The following is an 18785-nucleotide window of genomic DNA, read 5'->3' as shown; positions in this document are numbered from 1 at the left end:
ATGCGGATCGAGATTGCACCGCCCCGGTGCACGGCCGAGCCCGAGGTGGAGATCGCCGCGATCGATCGCCGGATCGCCTGGGTGCTTTCGCACCCGGGCACCAGCGCCTGGCTGCGCACGGCGTTGCAGGCTGCGCTCGCGGAGGAGCCGGTTGCGGTCGTCAACGACGTCGAAATGCTGCGGCACCTGCTGCTGCCGCGCGGCACGGCCCATGCCGTGCTCGCGGCATCGTCGCAGAACGGACGGGAAAGACCATAGGCGAGGCCCCGCCACTTGTGCTTCACTGTGTAGCCGTATGGATGTGAAAGCCGCCCCCGGTTTCGAACAGCAGATCAGCCTGCGCCAGCTCCGCTATCTCGTCGCGCTGGGCAGCGAAGCGAGTTTTACCCGCGCCGCGGCGCTGTGCGGGGTGAGCCAGCCCTCGCTGTCCCAGGCGATTCGCCAGTTCGAAGACGCTTTGGGTGCACCGCTGGTCGAGCGCGGTGCCCGTGCCTTCCTCACGCCGCTCGGCCGCGAGGTCGCCGAGCGGGCACGTCGCATCCTGCTGGAGGTGCGCGATCTCGGCGAACTCACCGGCGCGGGCGATGCTGCGCTGCTCGGCACGATCCGGCTGGGCGTGACGCCGACCATCGGCGCCTATCTGCTGCCGCGGCTGGTCGCGCGGTTGCACCAGCAGTTCCACGACTTGCGCGTGCACGTCCGGGAGAACATCCCGGCCGCGCTGGTGGAGGGATTGGCCGCCGGCACGTACGACCTCATCCTCGCCCAGTTACCCCTGCCTGCGCCCGGCGCACAGGTCGAGCGGCTGTTCCGCGAACCGCTCCAACTCGCCATGGCTGCCGATCATCCCCTCGCAGCGCGCGCTTCGATCGGCCGCGAGGATCTGGCGGGGCAGGACCTGCTGACCCTCCAGCGCGGCTATCGGCTCGCCGAACAGACGATTGCGATCGCCGAGGAAGCCGGGGCCCGGGTGCGGGAGGAATATGAAGGCACCAGCCTCGACGCGATCCGCCAGATGGCGGGCATGGGGATGGGGCTGGCGGTGCTGCCCGAACTCTATGTGCGGCAGGAAATCCGCCCCGGCGACGACGTGGTCGCCCGGCCCTTCCATGGCGGGCGGCATTATCGCGAGATGGGGCTGCTGTGGCGCAGCGGGGTGGCGCGTGCTGCGGCCTATAAGAGACTGGCGCAGGAACTGATGGCCTGCGTCGAGGACATAGGTATTTCCTATCGATGATATAGTCGGCCTGCCATTGTGCTTATGGCGTGCGGGCCGCACTTGGTCGATCCGGAAGGGAGTAAGGTGGAGAGATGGCGAAGCAGAAGATCGGCTGGGGGCAGGTGCGCGGCTGGCTGGGCGAGGTGATCGGCCCCGATGGCGGCTATCTGCGGCTGGCGATGGTCTATGGGATCGCGATCAGCCTGCTGTCGCTGGCGACTCCGATCTCGGTGCAGCTACTGATCAACAGCGTCGCCAAGATCGCGCTGCCCGCGCCGCTGATCACGCTGTCCGCGCTGCTGTTCACGCTGCTGCTGATCGTGGTGATCCTGAGCGCCCTGCGCGTCCACATCATGGCGCTGTTCGAGCGGCGGATCTTTGCACGGACCATGGCGGAGATTACCATCCGCGCGGTCCACGCCCGCAATCCCTTCTTCGCCGATGCCCGCCGCGTCGACCTGTTCAACCGCTATTTCGACCTGATGACGGTGCAGAAGAGCGTGCCGAGCCTCGTCATCGGCGGCTTCACCATCCTGCTGCAATCGGTGGTGGGTCTGGTGGTGACGAGCTTCTACCACCCGTTCTTCCTCGGCTTCAACGTCATCCTGATCGCGCTGGTGTGGCTGATCTGGCAGCTCTGGTCGCCCGGCGCGATCCGCTCGGCGGTGGCGCTCAGCCATGCCAAGCACGATGCGGCGCGCTGGCTGGAGGGGCTGGGCACCTCCAACGGCTTCTACAAGTCGAGCCGCCATCTCGACTTCGCGATGGACGGTTCGGAGACGATGACCGCCGCCTATGTCGCCGCGCATCGCCGTCACTTCCGCTTCAGCTTCACCCAGACCTGCGCCTATCTGCTGCTCTACGCCACCGCCAGCGCGGCGCTGCTCGCGATGGGTGGCTGGCTGATCCTGCAGGGGCAGCTCTCGATCGGCCAGCTGGTCGCAGCCGAGCTGATCCTGTCGGGCGTGTTCTACGGCCTCGGCCAGCTCGGCACCTATCTCGATGCCTTCTACGACATGGTCGCGGCGGCCGAGGAAGTGTCGCTGCTCTACGCCATCCCGCACGAGACCCATAGCCGCAGCAGCGAAGCGCCGGGCAATGGCGAGGTACGGCTGCGCGAGGTGGAGGCCGGCGACGCCCGCATCGACCTGACCATCCCGGCGGCCAGCCAGCTGGTCGTGGTGGGCGCGCCGACGATGGACAGCCGGCTCGCCATGCTGCTCAAGCGCAACCTGCAGCCCGATCGCGGGCTGGTGATGGTGGGCGGCGTCGATCTGGAGGCGCTCGACGTCTATCGCCTGCGCTCGGACGTGATCGTGCTCGACCGCCCGACCATCGTCGAGATCAGCATCCGCGACTATCTGGGGCTGGCCGGGGCCGGCATCCCGGCGGGCAAGGTGCTCGACGCCCTTGCGCTGGTCGGGCTCGACGCCCGCATCGGCCAGTTGCCGGAGGGCATGGATACTCCGCTCGCCGCCTCGGGCTATCCGCTGTCGATCGGCGAGCTGATGGCGCTCAAGCTCGCCAATGCGCTGCTCGCGCGGCCGCGCGTGCTGCTGCTCGGCCCGCTCTACGATCTGATCCCTCCAACACGATTGACCGCCGCGCTCGATGCGCTGCGCGAGGCAGGAACCACCGTGCTCCTCTTTACCGGTCGCCCCGAGGCGATCCGCCGCGATGGCTATCTCTGGCTGGGCAAGACCAGCCAGGCACGTTTCGAAACACTCGAAGCGCTCCGCGCCACCCTCACTGCGCAGGAGGCAGGCAATGCCCTTCAGGCCTGACCATATCGGCCGTTTCCCGACGCTGGCCGGCATGCGCCCGCCGCGCATCGCCCGCGTCATCGCCTGGATGATCGTGATCGCCATCGCGCTGCTCGGCGTCACCATGGTCTATGTGCCCTGGGTGCAGACCGCGGCGGGGCGGGGACAGGTGGTCGCGCTCGATCCGCACGATCGCGTCCAGTCCGTCACCGCGCTGGTGCCCGGCCGGGTCGAGCGATGGTTCGTCACCGACGGCCAGGCGGTGAAGAAGGGTGACCCGATCGCCAAGATTTCCGATAACGATCCCGAGCTGCTCGCGCGCCTCGCCGCCGAGCGCGATCAGGTCCATGCCGAGATCGCCTCGCTCGAAAGCGCCCGTGCCGTCGCCTCGATCGACGTCAACCGCGCCCGCACGCTGTTCAACGAAGGGCTGGCGGCGCGGCGCGACTATGAACAGGCGCAGATCCGCGTCGCCGATCAGGGCGCCAAGCTCGCGGAATCGCGGGCCAAGCTCAACCGGATCGAAGTCTCGCTCAACCGCCAAGCGGTGCAGATCGTCCGTGCACCGCGCGACGGTCGTATCCAGACGCTGAACGCCGCCGCCGGCGCGACGCTGGTCAGCGCCGGCACCGAGCTGGCGACGCTCGCGCCCGAAGGCGGCACCGAGCGCGTGGTCGAGCTGATGGTCGACGGGCGCGACATCGCGCTGGTCCGCCCCGGCCGCCGCGTGCGGCTGGAGTTCGAAGGCTGGCCCGCGATCCAGCTGAGCGGCTGGCCGTCCATGGCCTGGGGGCTGTTCGACGGGCGGGTGCGCTCGGTCGATCCCTCGGCGATGCCCGACGGGCTGTTCCGCGTGCTGATCGAGCCGATGCCCGGCACGCTCGCCTGGCCGGGCGACCGCTTCGTCCGCCTCGGCGCCAAGGTGCGCGGCTGGGTGCAGGGCGAGACGGTGCCGGTCGGCTATGAACTCTGGCGCCAGCTCAACGACTTCCCGCTCGAATTCGGCACCGCCGCCAACAAGGCGGAGGAAAAGAGCATGGACGTCTACAAAAAGAAAAAGAAATGATCCGGCTGCTGCTCTCCCTCGGTGCCTTGGCGTTCGCGGTGCCCGCTGCCGCACAGGGGCCGCTGACTCTGGACCAGGTGCTGCGCTCCTCGGCGCAGAACGCGCCGCAGATCATCGAGGCGCTGGCCAAGCAGCGTCAGGCCGAGGGCAAGGCGCTGAGCGCCGAGGGCGCGTTCGATGTGGTGTTCGACGTCGATGCGCAGACGCGGCCCTTCGGCTATTATGACGGCTCGGTGGCCGAGGCGAAGGCCAGCCGCGCCTTGGACAACAACGGCGGCGGGCTCTACGCTGGGTACCGCGTCTCGCGTGGGCGTTTCCCGGTCTATGAGGACAAGGCCTACACCAACCAGCTCGGCGAGTTCAAAGTCGGGGCAGTCTTCTCGCTGCTGCGCGACCGGGTGACCGACGAGCGGCGCACCAAGCTGCGGCTCGCCGACCAGGATGTCGACGTCGCCCGGCTGGAGCGCGAGATGGTGGCGATCGGGGTGCAGCGCCGCGCCATGGGCGCCTATCAGGCCTGGGCGATCGCGGGGCTGCGCCTCAAGGCCTATCGCGACCTGCTGGCGCTGTCCGAAAAGCGGCGCTCGCAGCTGGCGCGACAGGTGCAGCTGGGCGCGCGTCCGCAGATCCTGATCACCGAGAACGACCAGAATCTCGCCCGCAGGCGATCGCTGGTGGCGCAGGCCGAGCAGAAGCTGGCGGAAACCGCCAACGCGCTGTCCTTCTTCTGGCGCGACGCCAATGGCGTGCCCCTGGTCCCGGCGACCGAGCAGCTGCCCGACGCGCTGCCCGAACTGGCGATCGCGCCCCGCAAGGCCGGCCCGATCCTCCGGCCCGACCTGAAGACGGTGCTGGTGCGCATCGACCAGTCGCTGGCGCGGCTCAATCTGGCCGAGAACGACCTGAAACCGCGGCTCGACGCGCGCGCGGAACTGGGCAAGGATGTCGGCGCAATCGGGCTTGGCGGCCCGTCGCGCACCCCGGCCGAGGCAATCGTCGGCGTCAAATTCTCGGTGCCGCTCGAACGGCGCAGCGCGCGCGGCCGCATCGCCGAGGCCAAGGCGGAGATCGACGGCCTGCGCACCCGCCACCGAATGCTGGAGGAGCAGATCGCGATCGAAGTGAAGGGCATCGCGATCAACATCGAGGGGGCCGACAAGGTCGCCGACCTCGCGTCGCAGGAAGCCGACCTGGCGGGCAAGATGGCGTCGGCCGAGCAGCGCCGCTTCGATATGGGCGCCAGCGACTTCTTCCTGATCAACCAGCGCGAGGAAAGCGCGACCGACGCGCGGTTGCGCGCGCTGGATGCACGCTACCAGGCGCTGGTGGCGCGTGCCGACCTGGCCGCGGCTACCGCGGACCGCAGCGTGCTGGGGCTATGATCCACCGCGCGCCTCCATTCGATAACCGATCAAGATAGGAGATTTCCGCGAAGCGTCTGCAATGTCGCGTGCTGCGAGGGCGGCACGGAACCAGTCGGCGTCATAGCCCCGATCGGCCAACAGCGCTTTCACCCTGGACAAGGCATCGATCATCAGCGCCGCGCCCTTATAGTCGCTCATCTGCCCTTCGCTGAGCAGCATGACCAGTGGCGGCCCTTGCCATCGCAGACGGCGCGAAGCTTGGAGTTCAGGCCGGTCGGGGAACAGCCCCTTTTTGAGCAGACTGGCTGCCGTCCGGTGCGCCTTGAGATGGATGGCGTCGATCATCAACTGATCCGGCTTGCCACCCTCGGCCGACAGTGCCCCGAAAATCCTGTTGAACACGCCCATACGGCTCCAGCGGATGAACCGGTTGTAGATCGTCTTCGGCGGCCCGTACTCAGCAGGCGCATTGCGCCACCGCAGACCATTGCGGATCACGAAGATGATCCCGCTGATAATCCGGCGGTCATCGACCCGGGGCATCCCGTGCGACAGCGGGAAATGTGGCTCGATCCGGCGCATCTGCGCCTCCGACAGCCAAATCAAATCACTCATGGCAGCGCCTCCTCGCGCCGCCCAGTGAATCAATCGATCAGGCCGTTCGCAAGCAATTTAATAGGTCCTGAGCCTAGGTCGATGACGTACCTGGGTTTGGAACAATCGAGTGGGAATGATCACGCGTCCGGCATGGTCTGGCAGCGGCAAGCACGTAATCTGGATGGCACGATTGATGGCATGCGAACTGCCGAGAAGGTAGAGCGAGCTGACCAACGCAGAGTGGAGCGAGATCAACTTCAGCGAGGCGCTCTGGACCATCCCCGAGGAGCATATGAAGCGGCGAAACTCACGCCTTGGTGTCCCTGTCGCGGCAGGCGCTGATATCGTCATCGCTGAAAATCTTTGCTGGCGGATCGGAGTGCGTCCTCTTGTCGCGGTACGATTTGGACCTGCCGATGAGCAGCCCGGAGCGCAGCCATGTGCTGACGCTGACCTTTCGACGCAGAAGAAAGGCAAACCACTGGCCAAGCCCAGCCCGCATGATCTGCGGCGCACTGCGAGCACGCTCTTGCATGAAGCGGGGCACGACACCGACTATTTGTTGATAAATCATTGAAGCTTCCTACTTCATTACTGAACCCGGCGAGTTACGTTGACAATACCAACGGCCTATGGCAAATTTATAAAGACTCGGTGATATTGTGCAAAGTCGCGTTCGGTCGCCTCACAATAAACAATCGCTTGCGTACACGAACCTTGCGTTTGCGGGTGTAGCGCACTTCCTAATCTAAGAAATCAGTCGTCATAAGGCGACGGAGGTTTTTTTGTGCGACCATCTAACGAGGTGAATGATTGCACGGGGAGGGGCGCCGCGGCGACGGCTACCCAGCAGGTGCTGCCTTGATCCTTCCGAATATGCGATCGGTCGATTGGCGCGGCGATCTGCGGTTCGACGTGATCGTGCGCAGTGTCGGCAGCGCTTCGCCAAACATTGCAGCTGCCATCGCCGCGGGCCTCGGTTTACCTGTCGAAGCGGTGGTTGCGTCGATCTATCGTGCCCCGTCGCCGCTTGCGCGCGCACTTCCTCGATCTGCTGCCGACGCGATGTGCGCGCTGCTTTGCGAGTTGGGCCTCGTCGTCGATGTCGACGTTTCCCCCACCGCGTTGGAACCCGCCGTCACGCTCGATGTCGCAGCCGAGATTGCCGATCCCGCGCTTACCGAGGCAGCCGGACTGGCAATCGCCGACTTTCTTGGCGTGTCTGTCGATGAAGCGATGGAATTGCTGATGACGCCGCCGGGCATCGTGCTGGGCAATGTCAGTCCCGTCACCGTCGCAGCGTTCGAGGCGCGGCTTCCGCAGGGTGCGCTGGAGCTGACCACTGCCGATCCGCTGACATCGCGATATGCGTTGTTCGCGGGCGACTTGCCGCCCAGCGAACGCGCGGCTGTCGCGTCGATGCTGCCCGGAGTCGTCCTTGCCGACGATACCAGCCTGGTGGTGATGGACCTGAGCCATGGCGATGCCGACCGGATCTGGCGGCGACTGGCCCGGAATCCAGGCGTACGGGTCTTCAATCAGGCGTTCCTGCGGTACGACGTGCAACTCGATGCCGCGGACAGCGACGATCCCGGTGTCGCCGCAGCGCTCGAGGAACTCGCCGGGATCCCGCTAGACGATTGCGATTCCGTGTTGGCCTTGGCCCCGGTCACCATCGAGAATGGCGTCCGCCATGCCGATGTCGAAACGCGTCTCAAGGCCTATGCCGCGCGGGGCATATCCGTCACGGCACGGCTGGCGAGCTTCGTCGAGCATGTACTCGTCGTCGAATCGGCCCCGCCGCCGGCCCTGGCGCTCGTCGGCGCGTCGGGCACCGCGGTACTGCCGCTCCAATTGCCACCGCTCAGTCTGCCACGTGCCCGGTTGCTGCGCGCGCGGCTGGAACAGGCCGGCGCCGACGTGCTCCAGTACGATGCGCCGCCGGCGCGCGCCGCATGATTCCCATGCCCGCCTCGACACGGATCGGCGCGCATCAGGTCCATATCGGCATCGCTGAAGCGGGCAAGATGCTGGCGATCAAAGGCCGGCATAAGGAAGCGCTGGAACGCTACCGGGAAGCGCTGCGGCTGGCGCAATCGGCGCAGGCGCCCGACGTCTTTGGTCGGCATTATCTGCAATGCGTACTCGAAAGCCTTGAGAAACTCGGCGACTTTGTGCGTGTCGTCGATCTCGCGACTCAGGCCGCCGATGCGGTGGGGCAGCGGGACACGCCGTTTCATCGCCGCGACCGGGCCTCCTTGCTGGAGCGTGCCGCGGTGGCGCGCCTGCGGCTCGACGAGCGCGATGCCGCGCGAGACGGATTTGCCGAAGCGCTGGCGCTGGCCGGGCGCGAGGGGCAGCCGCTGTCGGCGATGCTGCTCGACTGGATAAATCGAGGGTTGCAAATCACCCCGGTCCGCATCGCCGAGGCGCAGCGCAAGCATGGCTATTGGGCGGTGCGCGCCGAAACGGTCGATCCCGTCCGCGCGAGCCGCGCGCTAACGATTCCCGATTCCGGAAGCGAGGAGCCTCTCCGTGGCCGATAAGAATCCTATCGAAACCATGACGCCGGGGCAGGTGCTGACCGACGCCAGCGTGTCCGAATTCATCAAGGCGATGGGACTGAGCATCGCCGAAGCACAAAAAGCGCTCGACCTGAATTCCATCGCGCAGATGGAAGAATATGCCAAGCCGCGGCCGGGCCTCGGCAATCCAGGCGGTAAATCGCTGATGCAACTCGGGCTCTCGCCGCCATTTTACCATTACCAGCATGCAGACCTGACGGTGTCGTTGCAGCTGACGATGAAGATCGGGGATAGCGAGGCGCTGGGCGTCAACGTGACGGGAGAGATTGGCAACAAGGGGAGCGGAGCGGGTGGGGCGGCCAGTGCGCGCACGGCGCAGATCACGATGAAGAGTCTGCCTGCCAGCGTTACTGTCGATGGCACCAAGCTCGACGCGGCGGGCCCTGACATCGACACCGCCGCGCAGGCTCTGGCAGACAAGCTGCGCGCGCCTGCCGGCAAGTTCGAGCAGGCGTTCGTCTCCAGCAAGGATAGCAAGGTCAAGGCAGAGCTCGATCCCGCGTCCGCGAAGAACCCGTTGCTGGCGGAAAATGCGGTCGTCTTCCTGCCCACCGCTGCATCGAGCACGGGCATCATCCGGATCACCAACACGCCCGCGGCCAAGGAAACGTTCCAGCTTGCGCCGAGCGTCTCGACCGAGGTCACTCCCGAATCGAGCCGCCTGCTCTATGCGCGCAAGGTCGCGAAGCAGATCGACGATCTCGCGGACTTCAAGGCGCGGCTTGCGTTCGATCCCAACCCGAACGGCACGATCGATTCACAGAGCGATTTCCAGCCCTTCATCTTTGCGCTGTTCGATACGGACAAGGACGTCATCAAGAACGATGCCGCCATTGCGCTGCGCGACGGCGCAAGGATCATCAAGGAAAGCGGGCAATCGGTCGATGTCGTGGGCTATGCCGATACCCAGGGCAAGAACGATCACAATCTCGATCTGGCCAAGCGCCGCGCCACCAACGTCGCCGAATTCCTGAAGAAGAACGGCGTCGGTGCCGACAAGATCAAGTCGGTGAAGCACTTCGGCGAGGAGCCTTGGAGCAAGACCCCGAATCCAGACAATAACCAGCATTTTCGTCGCGCCGAGGTGCATTTCGACGGCAACAAGGATCTGCTGATCATCGTCGAAAACCAGGGCTCGGTGCAGCTGCAGGCGACGCCCACACCCGATAAGACCGGCGGGGGCGACGGCAATGGCTTCATCATTGTCAAGAAGTTCGACGCAGCGCCGGTCGACGGCAAGAAGGTGTTGCTGGGCGATGCCAAAACGCCGGTCGACATCAAGGGCGATGCGGTCAACACGGCGGACGACAAGTTCGCCGCCGACACGCCGGAAGCCAGTGCGTTCAACCTTGCCAAATCGATCAACGACAGCAGCGCGACGCATGGCACACGCGCAACGCGAAAGGGATCGGTCGTCCTGCTCGCCAGCGTCAACGACGCCGTGACCATCGATCTGGTGACCCTCTCGACCGATTCGATCAAGCTGGCCGCCGATGGCGGCGCGACGATCTCCAAGCCGCTGAGCGACATCGCGACGGGCAAGCCGGCCGCGGACGGATCGGGGAGCGGCAAGATCACGTTCGCGGTCGGGGCTACGGTCGACTACCGCACGAGCCGCCAGTTCGAACAATCGGCCAACGGCAACAGTTCGATCAGCGCGCGGCTGGTCGCTATCCCTGCCCCCGTCGAATTTCTGCAGGAGATCAAGAAATTCCTGGCACCTGAAACACCTGCTCCGGCACCGGCACCGGCGCCATGAGCGTCGTCCCTTCCGTCACGCGCGAACTGGTTTCCGCGCCCCTGCCGCAGATCATCGAACGGCTGGGTATCGCCGTGGCCGATGCCCAGCATGCACTCGACGAAAACAGCGTCAAGACAGCGGCCGCGCTGGCCACCAGCCAGGTCGAGATCGGCGGGGATAACTACAATCTCCTCGCGCTCGGCTTCTCCCCGGCCTTTTATGCATTCACCGAGGCGACGGTCGAAGCGAAGCTGAGCTTTTCCATGACCGAAACAACCGAGCTGGGGGTCACGGCCGGGGCACGGGTCGGCGTCAATGCCGGCATCGTCATGGTCGCGGCTTCGGTCAGCGTCTCGTACGCCAGAAAATTTTCCGTCACCGCGGAAGGAACGAGCTCGATCGCCGCGCGCCTCGTCTCGCTGCCTGTCCCGGGCGAACTTGAAAAGGTTCTGCGCAAGTTGAGCGAGCGCCCGCCCGTCCCTGTCACTCCGTAACGCAAAGGAGACTGCAACATGGCAATCGGCCAGGAATTGCTGAACGTCCCGATGGGCGACATGATTCGCCAGATGGCGTTCGCCATTGCGGAGGGCCAGGTTCAGCTCGACGCAAGCTCGATCGAAGTCGCCGAGATGATGGGCGGCCTCAAGGTGGTTCAGGACGAGAACGGCAAGCAGTCGTTCGACGACAGCCGGATCTTCTTCGGCTACGAGCTGATGACGGTGAAGGAGGCGCAAGCCTATATCGCCGCGGACGAAGCGATGACCGGCGGTGACAAGACGGCGCTGAACGAGCTGGTCTCCGCCCAGACGCCGACGACCGGCACCCCGGAGGAAAAGGCCGCAGCGCTGATCCGGGTGCCGACGCGGCTGTCGATGCTCGAACTGGGCTTCTCGCCCACCTTCTATCAGTTCGTCGACACGATCATCGAGGTGAAGATCGCGATCAAGATTACCCGCGAATACCAGTCGACCAGGTCGCAATCGTCCAAGGATACGCGCACCCGCAATTTCAGTTCGGGAGGGGGGGTCTTCCGGGCGATTTTCGGCGGCGACAGCTCGAACGGCAGCCGGGTTGCGACCAGTCAGGTCGACGCCACCTATTCGAGCAAATACAGCTATTCGGCAGAGGGATCGAGCCTTTTGCGGACTAAGCTGGTGCCGTTGCCTCCGCCGGCTATCCTTGAGGAACGCATCCGCCGCACCCTCGACGAAGATATCGAGCGCCGTCGCAAGAAGCTCGATCTCCAGCTCAATCCGCCGAAATAGGGAGCGTCGCAATGACTGTCGGTACCGAACTGCTCGCCGTTCCGTTCCCCCAGATGATTCAGCGCCTCGGGGTCGGCGTGGCCGAGGCGCAGTTGCAAATGGACCTCGTAAGCCTTCGTATCGCCCGGCTGATGGCAGGCTATGACGAGGACGAGGACGACCAGAAGGACGGCGATGGTGTGAAGTCGCCGCGCTATCTCGTAAAATTCGGCGACGGCCAGAGCTACAGCCTGCTGGAGCTTGGGTTCACGCCGACCTTCTACCAGTTCGTCGACACGGTCATTGAACTGAAGATGTCGATCTCGATGTCGAGCGAGACCAAGAGCGAGTTCAAAAAGTCCACGCTCAGCGCGAAGGCAAGCGGCTATGCTGTCCCGTTTGCGGCCGGCGGATCGGTATCCTCGACGTCGGTCAGCGCGAGTTTCGCCGCGAAGTACCAATATAGCGCGGAAGGATCGAGCTTGATGCGCACCAAGCTGGTGCCGGTTCCGCCGCCCGCGGTGCTCGAGGCCCGGATCCGCGCCCTGCTCGCGGCGCGGACGCCGCCGGCGCCATGACGCTATCGGCACCTTGGCGCGACGCGCTGAAACGTGCGGGCGCTGCCTCACGGGCCGGCGCGGCGGCGTTGCAGCCACAGCCTGCCTCCGCGATCGCCCCCAATGCCGCCTCGATCGATCCGACGACGGTATCGCCGCACCTTGCCGCGCTCCTCAAGGAGCGCGAACAGCTGCAAGCGAAGATGGCCGCGCTGACCGGCGCGGTCGACGGCGTTGGCACGTCCGATCCGCGTTATGCCGTTGCAGGAATGGCGGAAAGGCGGGCGGATTTCCAGCGCTGGGCCGACGCGCGCGACGCACGTCGCAGCCTGGTGAAACGCGACATCGGGCGCCCGCGACCGGCGGGGGCACAACCCGACGCGGACAAGCCGGCAGGGATCGATTCGGTCGCCGGGCGAATGATGGCGCCCAGAGCGAAGGCCCTGCACGTGGCGCCGGCGCTGCGGCCCACACCGGGAGAAACGGCAGGCGGTGGCGGAACGCCGCTCGACGCGCAGGCCTTTGCCGAAGCGCGCGACGCCGCGCGCGCGCTCTTCGCACCGCCCGGGGAAACGTCGCGCCCGAGCAACGATCGTAGCGGGCTGCTCGATCGTGCGATCGACCGCTGGGCTGAAATGCGCGACAAGTCGCGGATGGCGGAGACCGCGCTGGGCAAGGCGCGGCGGGCAATTCCCGACGATTGGCAGCGCCGCGCCAAGGCGGCGATTCCGGCGCTGTCCGAGCCGAAGGGCTATGCCGAGCGCACACGGGAATTGTTAACGGTAGCCGTCGGGTCGATCGATCAACTCACCGAACTGGCGGACAAGATGCGCGACGTTCGCGAGTTGAAGGCTGCGGACGAAGCGCATGACGACGCGCGGCGCGAACGCGCGCTCGCCAAGCTCCAAGCCAAACGACGGGAAGAGGTCTGATGCCTGCGGACAGCCGGTTCGTCGGTAATTCGATCGAGGAATTGCTCGTTGCGCTGGCAGAAGGGCTGCGCGAGGCGCAGAGCGCGCTCGACAGCGGCCAGCAAGTCGATGCGAGCGGACGTCCCGTCGCCGGCTATCACTTGCCGTTCCTCGATTTCACGATCAACGTGAATATGTCGACCCAGACCGATAGCGGTGGCAGACCCATCGCATTGATGTTCCAGGCCGCACCGCCGCAGAGTTCCACGACGACGGCAATCCAGAGCAACATCACCGGCCGTCTGGTCGCGATACCGCCAGGCAATGGATTGCCGGTACCCAACATCGTGGTGACAACAGGCGTCAATATCGGTGGTGAGGCCGCAATCACGGTAAAGGCAACGAATTCCGCCGGGGAATTGCTGGTCAATCAGGCCATCGAGATCAATATCGACGATGCTGCCTCTGCGCACCTGTCCGCCGGCAGGGGGCGCGATGATTTCAGCCGCGCAGCCGGGACGCGGTTGAAGGACGGCCTGTTGTCCACCGGGCCGGACGGGATCGCGACCACGCGGCTGATCATCGGCAAGGATCAGAGGCCGGGGATCGTGGCGCTCGTTGCCAATATCGGACCATACACCGCGCGCGGTGCTGTGCCGCTGGAGATGCTGGGATGACCGCGATCAGCTGGTTTGCCCGTATCGTCACGTCCGACGGCAATCCGCTCATCGGCCAGATTGTGCAGTTGCAATTGTTCGACATGAAGTCCGGCTGGCGCAGCATCGCCGACGCAACGACTGCGAGCGACGGGAGCGTCAAGGGCCGTGCCGACGACGGGATGGCGGACGCGAAGCTCGCGCCGATGCTTCGCTTGGTCGACGTGGAGGCGGCGTCGGCAGTGCTCGGCGGCGTCCCGCAGCTGACGGCGTCGGCAAACGAGGGCACGCTGACCGCCGACTTCGGCGAGATCGTGCGCATCGAACAGCAGGCGCATTTCCAACTTGGCCGTGTCGCGCCGAAACGCCTAGGTCGTGACACCGCGACGATCGGCGGCGTTGCGATCCCCGCCGCGGCGCGCGTCGCCGTCGGTGCAAGGCTTGCCGGCGTCGACGGCGATACGGTCGGGGCGGCAACGGCAGCGACTGCCGCGACGAGGATCGACGCCGACGCCCTAGTGACCCGCGCCACCGTCGCCGAGCGGCTGGCGACCGAGCGCGAGCGCGATCTGGCGGCACTCCGGGGCGAGCGCGACGATGTCATCGCGCGCCTGGCGGACTCAGAAAACCAGCTGGCGGCGCTGCGCGCCGCGGCGGCCGCCGGCGCGGCCGGCAAATCGACTGATACGATCGGCCTCGCCAGCAGCGTGATCAGCATCGGCGATTTTGCCACACAGGTGGGTCGCGAAATCGACGGCGCGCAGATTGCCCTGCGCACCCGCGGATTCTCGCTGGGGACGATTTCCGTGAACGCCCGCGCGTTAGTCGATCAGGGTGGCAAGGGGATCACGTTCCCCGGGCAAGAAGATTTGAAGACCGTCGGTGGCGGGCTCACGGATATTGGACTCCAGTTCAATCCCAGCCCGGTTACCGAGACGAGCGGCGTCCAGATTCCCGATATTCGCCAATTGACCGAGAGCGCGGCGCGTCGGGTGCTGGCGTCGGTCGGCCTGGCCCTCGACGCCCATCACGGACCGCCGCAGATCAACCCCGATTGTGCCGAGGGCCAGGCGATGCTGCAGGCGCCCAAGGCTGGTGATTCGGCTGCGCGGGGATCGACGGTGATGGCGATCTTCGCGCGCAGCACGACGTGAGACGGATGGAGACGTCGGGATGAATGACACGTTGAGAGAGGTATTCAGCGACGGCTTTGCCGCGCCGCTCGGCGAAGTGATTGCAGCCGTCGGGCGGGGCGTGGCCGATGCGCAGGCCGCGCTCGACCGTGCCTCGCTGGAGGCGACGCTGGAAGTCTATCACGACGAAGGAACGGCCGCGGCCACGCTGCTGCGCGACATCGGCTATCGCCCGACCTTCTACGTACTTCCCGAAACGACGTGCGAAGTGCAGGTGTCGATGCGGGTGGGGGGCAGCAATGGCGTCGACGGTGCCGCCAACGCGGCGCCGGGCTCTCCCGCCTCGATGCGATCGCGTCCCTACGTCACCCCGGTCGATGCCGGTTTTGCCAACCGCTTCGGCTATCAGGCGTCGGCGAGCGCCAAGCTGACCTTCAAGATCGTGCCCGTGCCACCGCCATCTGCACTCGACGACAATCGACCGGTGCCCGATCTGATCGGCAGGACCGGGGGCGATGCCGACGCAGCACTGGCCAGTCTGGGACTGTTCGCTGCCTTCCGGGCGGCAGGCGACAAGCCGGTCGCCCGGGAGGAGGCACTGAAGATGAACGTTAGGGCGCAGGATTCGCCTCCGCTGGCGCTGATCGCGATCGGGGGGACGGTCACGCTGACGGTGGCGTAGCGTGCGTTCGGCACCGAACCGGAAGCGGCGGGAAATCGCCAAACGGGTCCTTAGTCTATGCCGGGCCCAAATACTTCGGGAAGTGGTCATGTGGTGGCGCGAACCGCACGAACCAGCGATTCAAGAAGGTCGATTAGCACCGCGATCAGCATGCCGCTGAACACAGCGCGAGACGTGATCACCGAGTCGGAGCTTGCACCCATCGTCGTGATGCTTTGGCGGTCGAACGCCAGACAGGCGATAATGCCGCCGAGTGCCGCACCGGCCAATCCGATCAGCAGTGCTTCGCCCAACAGTGCAATGAGGACCGATGACCAGAAGAAGCCTATGGCACCGGTGTTCGACAGGGCTGGTTTGCGCCAGCCGAAGGGCGCGTTTCAGCAATAGCCGTCGCTTACATCAAAGACGCTGAGTGCCTGATCTGGTCGGAAACGGCGGAAGCGCACAGGGCAGAGGCGCTAGTCTAGGGTCGGGACTCGTTGATAATCGCCAGAGTATGACGTCGGCAGGCGGGTGATGGCGGAAAAGAAGGCGGTAGGGCAGCGATCGTAGCGGGTTGCGACGCGGCGCCAGCCCCTGAGGCGACCGAACATGATCTCGATGCGGCTTCTTCGCCGATAGCGCCGCTTGTCGTATCTGATCGACTCGTTGCGGGATCGCTGGCCCGGGATGCAGGGCTGAATGCCTTTGGCTTGCAGAGCATCCCTGAACCTTTCGGCGTCGTAGCCGCGGTCGCCGAGCAGCCACTGCGCCTTGGGCATGTCGTCGAGCAGCGCTGCCACTCCGGTGTAGTCGCTGACCTGGCCGGCAGTCATGAAAAAGTTCAGGGCTGGCCGTTCGCGTCGGCAACGGCGTGGAGCTTGGTGTTCATGCCGCCCTTGGTGCGCCCGATCAGGCGACCGAGACCCCCCTTTTTACCCGCAGGCTTGAGGCCGTGCGGTGCGCATTCAGGTAAGTCGCGTCGATCATGACCGTCGTCGGGCTGATCCCATAGCGACCGGCGAGCACCCTTACGCTCTCTTCACTCCGCTGTATCGCTCGACGCACTGCCTCCGTCGTTCGGGTAGAACCTGGCCCATAGCTCCTCCCGCTCTGCATGCTGGTCAATCGTACCACCACGCTGTGGGATCAACACCTCGTAAAGATGCGGCGCCGTGTCCGGCACGGCTCCGCCCACAGCATATCGATCCGCTATCCCGTGATCTCCTTCGCGATCTGTCGTACCGTTTCCTTGATCACTCCGCCGCGCCCGGCATCCCCCTTGAGCATCGACGACAGGAAACCCTTGGCTTGGGCAAGGGTTAGGTGGGGCGGGAAGGGGGCGATGTCGGGATCGGTCTTCACCTCCAGCACCATCGGCCGATCGGCGCGCAGCGCTGCGTCCCAGGCATCGCCCAGCGCTTCCGGCGTGTCGACATGGATGCCGTGCAGCCCGATCAACTCGGCAAAGCGGGCATAGGGCACGTCGGGGATGTCCTGCGTGGTCGGGAAGCGCGGATTGCCCTCCATCACCCGCTGCTCCCAGGTGACTTCGTTGAGATCCTGGTTGTTGAACACGCAGACGATGAAGCGCGGATCGGCCCAGCGCTGCCAATATTTGGCGACGGTGATCAGCTCGGCCATGTTGTTCATCTGCATCGCGCCGTCGCCGACCAGCGCCACCACCGGCCGATCGGGATGGGCGAACTTGGCGCCGATCGCATAGGGCACCGCCGCCCCCATCGAGGCAAGCCCGCCCGAGAGCGAGGCGCGCTGCCCCGCCTTCACACGATAGTCGCGGGCATACCAGTTGGCGCAGGAGCCGGAATCCGAGGTGACGATAGCGTTGGCCGGCAGCCGCGGCGACATTTCCCAGACGACCCGCTGCGGGTTGACCGGGTTCGCCTCGGCCATCGCCCGCGCCTCGATCGTCTTCCACCATTTGGTGACTTCATGGACGATCCCCTCCTGCCAGCTGCGATCCTCCTTGCGCTTGAGGAGGGGCAGCAGCGCGTTGAGCGTCTCGGCCGCGCCGCCGTGCAGGTTGCATTCGACGGGGTACCGCAGACCGAGCATCGCCGGATCGATGTCGATCTGTACCGCGCGGGCCTGGCCTTCCTTGGGCAGGAACTCGGCCCAGGGGAAACCGGTGCCGATCATCAGCAGCGTGTCGCAGCCCGCCATCATGTCCGAAGACGGCTTGGTGCCGAGCAGGCCGATCGCGCCGGTGACGAAGGGCAGGTCGTCGGCCAGCACGTCCTTGCCGAGCAACGCCTTGGCCACGCCCGCGCCGAGCCGCTCGGCGATCTCGATCACCTGCACCTCAGCGCCGCGCGCGCCCGCGCCGATCAGGATCGCGACCCTCTGGCCGGAATCGAGGATTTCCGCCGCCTGCGCCAGTGCACTCGCCGGCGGAACCACCTGCGGGTGGACATAGCCGGGGCCCGATCGCGTGAAGCCGTGCTGGAGCGGCGGGTCCTGATTGGGCTCGTCCTGCACGTCCTTGGGCAGGATGATCGCGGTCACGTCGCGGTTGGCGATGGCAATGCGGATCGCGCGATCGGTCACGTGGCGGAGTTGGGCCGGCGCGGAGACCTCCTGCACATAGCCGCATACGTCGGCGAACAGCCGATCGAGGTTCAGCTCCTGCTGGTAATTGGCGCCGCGGATCGTGGTCTCGGCCTGGCCGGCGATGGCGAGCAACGGGACATGGTCGAGCTTGGCATCGTACATGCCGGTAATGAGATGCGTCGCGCCGGGTCCGCCGGTGGAGAGGCAGACGCCCAGCTCGCCGGTGAACTTGGCGTGCGCGGCGGCCATGAAGGCGGCCATTTCCTCGTGGCGGACCTGGATGAACTCGATGCCCTCGGCCTCCGCCCGCTGCAGCGCGCCGAGCACGCCGTTGATGCCGTCGCCCGAATAGCCATAGATCCGCGTCACGCCCCAGGCCTTGAGCCGCGCCACGAAAAAGTCGCTCGTCTGTTTCGCCATCTGCCGTCTCCTGAAGTCATTGGGGTAACCGACGGGGAAGGGGATGGTTCAGGGTTCGCATCCCCGCCACTGCAGTCGCGCTTGAAGTGAGACGGTGCCAGCGCACCTGAAACCATCGTCATTCCCGCCAAGGCGGGAATCCATTCGCCTGTGCGTCCGGGGAAAGAACTGTGGCACCAGCGCCAATGGATCCCCGCCTCCGCAGGGATGACGGTGCATTTCTGTCTGACGCGACGGCGCTTTCTGGGAGGGGGGATCGGGATGGTCCCGCCGTCAGGGTTGCAGGGGCGGGGCAAA

General features: G+C 65.7%; 18 protein-coding genes and 3 pseudogenes. 16 read left to right on the top strand and 5 right to left on the bottom strand.

From position 1 onward, the window contains the following. The 5 genes from CA234_RS11225 to CA234_RS11205 all read left to right on the top strand — a co-directional run bounded on the left by CA234_RS11225 (position 1) and on the right by CA234_RS11205 (position 5430). Complete coding sequence (locus tag CA234_RS11225) at positions 1 to 258, top strand: hypothetical protein (protein ID WP_126001724.1); 258 nt, start codon at positions 1 to 3, stop codon at positions 256 to 258. Positions 259 to 295: 37 nt separating this feature from the next. After that, complete coding sequence (locus tag CA234_RS11220) at positions 296 to 1237, top strand: hydrogen peroxide-inducible genes activator (RefSeq protein WP_125974829.1); 942 nt, start codon at positions 296 to 298, stop codon at positions 1235 to 1237. 74 nt (positions 1238 to 1311) lie between these two features. Then, positions 1312 to 3003 (top strand): ABC transporter ATP-binding protein, encoded by a 1692-nt coding sequence (locus CA234_RS11215; RefSeq protein ID WP_126001723.1) that lies wholly within the window; start codon positions 1312 to 1314, stop codon positions 3001 to 3003. Beyond that, positions 2987 to 4048 (top strand): HlyD family efflux transporter periplasmic adaptor subunit, encoded by a 1062-nt coding sequence (locus CA234_RS11210; RefSeq protein ID WP_126001722.1) that lies wholly within the window; start codon positions 2987 to 2989, stop codon positions 4046 to 4048. The genes CA234_RS11215 and CA234_RS11210 overlap by 17 nt, the downstream gene beginning before the upstream one ends. Further along, complete coding sequence (locus tag CA234_RS11205; RefSeq protein WP_126001721.1) at positions 4045 to 5430, top strand: TolC family protein; 1386 nt, start codon at positions 4045 to 4047, stop codon at positions 5428 to 5430. Before CA234_RS11210 ends, CA234_RS11205 begins: the two co-directional genes overlap by 4 nt. Here CA234_RS11205 and CA234_RS11200 read toward each other — a convergent pair. Further along, positions 5425 to 6027 (bottom strand): IS5 family transposase, encoded by a 603-nt coding sequence (locus CA234_RS11200; RefSeq protein WP_125974821.1) that lies wholly within the window; start codon positions 6025 to 6027, stop codon positions 5425 to 5427. The two genes, CA234_RS11205 and CA234_RS11200, sit on opposite strands and share 6 nt — an antisense overlap. Before the next feature lie 166 nt (positions 6028 to 6193). On the opposite strand from CA234_RS11200, the pseudogene CA234_RS24910 reads away from it, so the two are divergent. The 11 genes and pseudogenes from CA234_RS24910 to CA234_RS11145 all read left to right on the top strand — a co-directional run. Further along, a pseudogene (locus tag CA234_RS24910) lies at positions 6194 to 6585 on the top strand (tyrosine-type recombinase/integrase); the annotation flags it as partial. A 300-nt stretch (positions 6586 to 6885) separates the two neighbouring features. Then, the gene (locus CA234_RS11190; RefSeq protein ID WP_125974819.1) at positions 6886 to 7968 is read left to right on the top strand and encodes a hypothetical protein; all 1083 of its coding nucleotides are present in this window, start codon (positions 6886 to 6888) and stop codon (positions 7966 to 7968) included. A 68-nt stretch (positions 7969 to 8036) separates the two neighbouring features. Then, a complete protein-coding gene (locus tag CA234_RS11185; protein WP_126001719.1) occupies positions 8037 to 8555 on the top strand; it encodes a peptidylprolyl isomerase in 519 nt (172 codons plus the stop codon). Next, the gene (locus tag CA234_RS11180) at positions 8545 to 10353 is read left to right on the top strand and encodes an OmpA family protein (protein ID WP_126001718.1); all 1809 of its coding nucleotides are present in this window, start codon (positions 8545 to 8547) and stop codon (positions 10351 to 10353) included. The genes CA234_RS11185 and CA234_RS11180 overlap by 11 nt, the downstream gene beginning before the upstream one ends. Beyond that, complete coding sequence (locus CA234_RS11175) at positions 10350 to 10829, top strand: hypothetical protein (RefSeq protein ID WP_125974813.1); 480 nt, start codon at positions 10350 to 10352, stop codon at positions 10827 to 10829. Before CA234_RS11180 ends, CA234_RS11175 begins: the two co-directional genes overlap by 4 nt. 18 nt (positions 10830 to 10847) lie before the next feature. After that, positions 10848 to 11600, top strand: coding sequence for a hypothetical protein (locus CA234_RS11170; protein ID WP_206431170.1), 753 nt, complete (start codon positions 10848 to 10850; stop codon positions 11598 to 11600). Positions 11601 to 11611: 11 nt separating this feature from the next. Further along, on the top strand, positions 11612 to 12157 hold the full coding sequence (locus CA234_RS11165; protein WP_125974811.1) for a hypothetical protein: 546 nt from the start codon (positions 11612 to 11614) through the stop codon (positions 12155 to 12157). A 182-nt stretch (positions 12158 to 12339) separates the two neighbouring features. Next, positions 12340 to 13068: a hypothetical protein gene (locus tag CA234_RS11160; RefSeq protein ID WP_125974809.1), complete on the top strand. Its 729-nt coding sequence runs from the start codon at positions 12340 to 12342 to the stop codon at positions 13066 to 13068. Next, positions 13068 to 13724, top strand: a complete 657-nt coding sequence (locus tag CA234_RS11155) for a hypothetical protein (RefSeq protein ID WP_125974807.1) — start codon at positions 13068 to 13070, stop codon at positions 13722 to 13724. Before CA234_RS11160 ends, CA234_RS11155 begins: the two co-directional genes overlap by 1 nt. Continuing rightward, positions 13721 to 14857, top strand: coding sequence for a hypothetical protein (locus CA234_RS11150; RefSeq protein WP_126001717.1), 1137 nt, complete (start codon positions 13721 to 13723; stop codon positions 14855 to 14857). The genes CA234_RS11155 and CA234_RS11150 overlap by 4 nt, the downstream gene beginning before the upstream one ends. 19 nt (positions 14858 to 14876) lie before the next feature. Further along, the gene (locus CA234_RS11145) at positions 14877 to 15518 is read left to right on the top strand and encodes a PASTA domain-containing protein (RefSeq protein WP_125974803.1); all 642 of its coding nucleotides are present in this window, start codon (positions 14877 to 14879) and stop codon (positions 15516 to 15518) included. Positions 15519 to 15604: 86 nt separating this feature from the next. Here CA234_RS11145 and CA234_RS11140 read toward each other — a convergent pair whose 3' ends face one another. The 4 genes and pseudogenes from CA234_RS11140 to CA234_RS11130 all read right to left on the bottom strand — a co-directional run bounded on the left by CA234_RS11140 (position 15605) and on the right by CA234_RS11130 (position 18488). Beyond that, positions 15605 to 15811, bottom strand: a complete 207-nt coding sequence (locus CA234_RS11140; protein ID WP_125974801.1) for a hypothetical protein — start codon at positions 15809 to 15811, stop codon at positions 15605 to 15607. 165 nt (positions 15812 to 15976) lie between these two features. After that, positions 15977 to 16493 (bottom strand): annotated as a pseudogene (locus CA234_RS11135) (IS5 family transposase); the annotation flags it as partial. Beyond that, positions 16488 to 16616 (bottom strand): annotated as a pseudogene (locus CA234_RS24360) (IS481 family transposase); the annotation flags it as partial. The pseudogenes CA234_RS24360 and CA234_RS11135, both read right to left, overlap by 6 nt. 93 nt (positions 16617 to 16709) lie before the next feature. After that, positions 16710 to 18488 carry a thiamine pyrophosphate-requiring protein gene (locus CA234_RS11130; RefSeq protein WP_126001716.1) on the bottom strand — a complete coding sequence of 593 codons (1779 nt, stop codon included), beginning with the start codon at positions 18486 to 18488 and terminating at the stop codon, positions 16710 to 16712. Positions 18489 to 18785 lie beyond the last annotated feature (297 nt).

Origin of the sequence: Sphingomonas sp. ABOLE, assembly GCF_003950455.1 — a bacterium.
In the GTDB taxonomy this organism is placed as follows: Bacteria; Pseudomonadota; Alphaproteobacteria; order Sphingomonadales; family Sphingomonadaceae; genus Sphingomonas; species Sphingomonas trueperi.
The sequence above is the reverse complement of the archived record's forward strand: the minus strand, read 5'-3'. Positions and strand labels throughout refer to the sequence as shown.